The organism is Erwinia sp. MYb416, from assembly GCF_037479575.1.
Taxonomy (GTDB): domain Bacteria; phylum Pseudomonadota; class Gammaproteobacteria; order Enterobacterales; family Enterobacteriaceae; genus Erwinia; species Erwinia rhapontici.
In genome coordinates this window covers 1-679 of sequence record NZ_JBBGYT010000213.1, presented here as the reverse complement: position 1 = coordinate 679, position 679 = coordinate 1, and the positions used below count along the sequence as shown (strand labels likewise).

At 55.7% G+C, this 679-nt stretch carries 1 protein-coding gene; it reads left to right on the top strand.

Annotated features, from left to right (window positions below):
* Positions 1-679 (top strand): 3-hydroxyacyl-CoA dehydrogenase NAD-binding domain-containing protein (locus WH277_RS01950; protein WP_339504088.1); only part of this gene is annotated, 679 nt, incomplete at both ends.

Here is a 679-nt window from a genome sequence, read left to right as displayed (position 1 = left end):
TTCCCCTGGCGCGATCGAATGAAGCCCGCGCCCTGGTCGGGATTTTCCTTAACGATCAGGCGGTGAAAGCCAAAGCGAAAAAACTGACCCGCGACGTGGAAACGCCAAAACAGGCCGCCGTGCTGGGTGCTGGCATCATGGGCGGCGGTATCGCGTATCAGTCCGCCTGGAAAGGTGTGCCGGTTATCATGAAAGATATCAGCGACACATCGCTGACGCTGGGGATGAATGAAGCCGCAAAGCTGCTGAATAAGCAGCTGGTGCGCGGCAAGATTGATGGTCTGACGCTCGCAGGCGTCATCGGCACCATTCAACCCACGCTGAGCTATGCGAATTTCGATCGGGTTGATGTGGTGGTAGAAGCCGTGGTTGAAAATCCGCAGGTTAAAGCAGCCGTTCTGGCCGAAACAGAAAGCCATGTTCGGCCGGATACGATTCTGGCATCAAACACCTCGACTATTCCCATCAGCCAGCTTGCTAAGGCACTCACCCGCCCGGAAAATTTCTGCGGTATGCACTTCTTCAACCCGGTGCCGCGTATGCCCTTAGTTGAGGTTATCCGGGGAGAAAGAACCGCTGACAGCACCATCGCCAAAGTGGTGGCCTGGGCCAGCAAAATGGGCAAGACACCGATTGTCGTCAATGACTGTCCAGGATTCTTTGTGAACCGCGTGCTGTT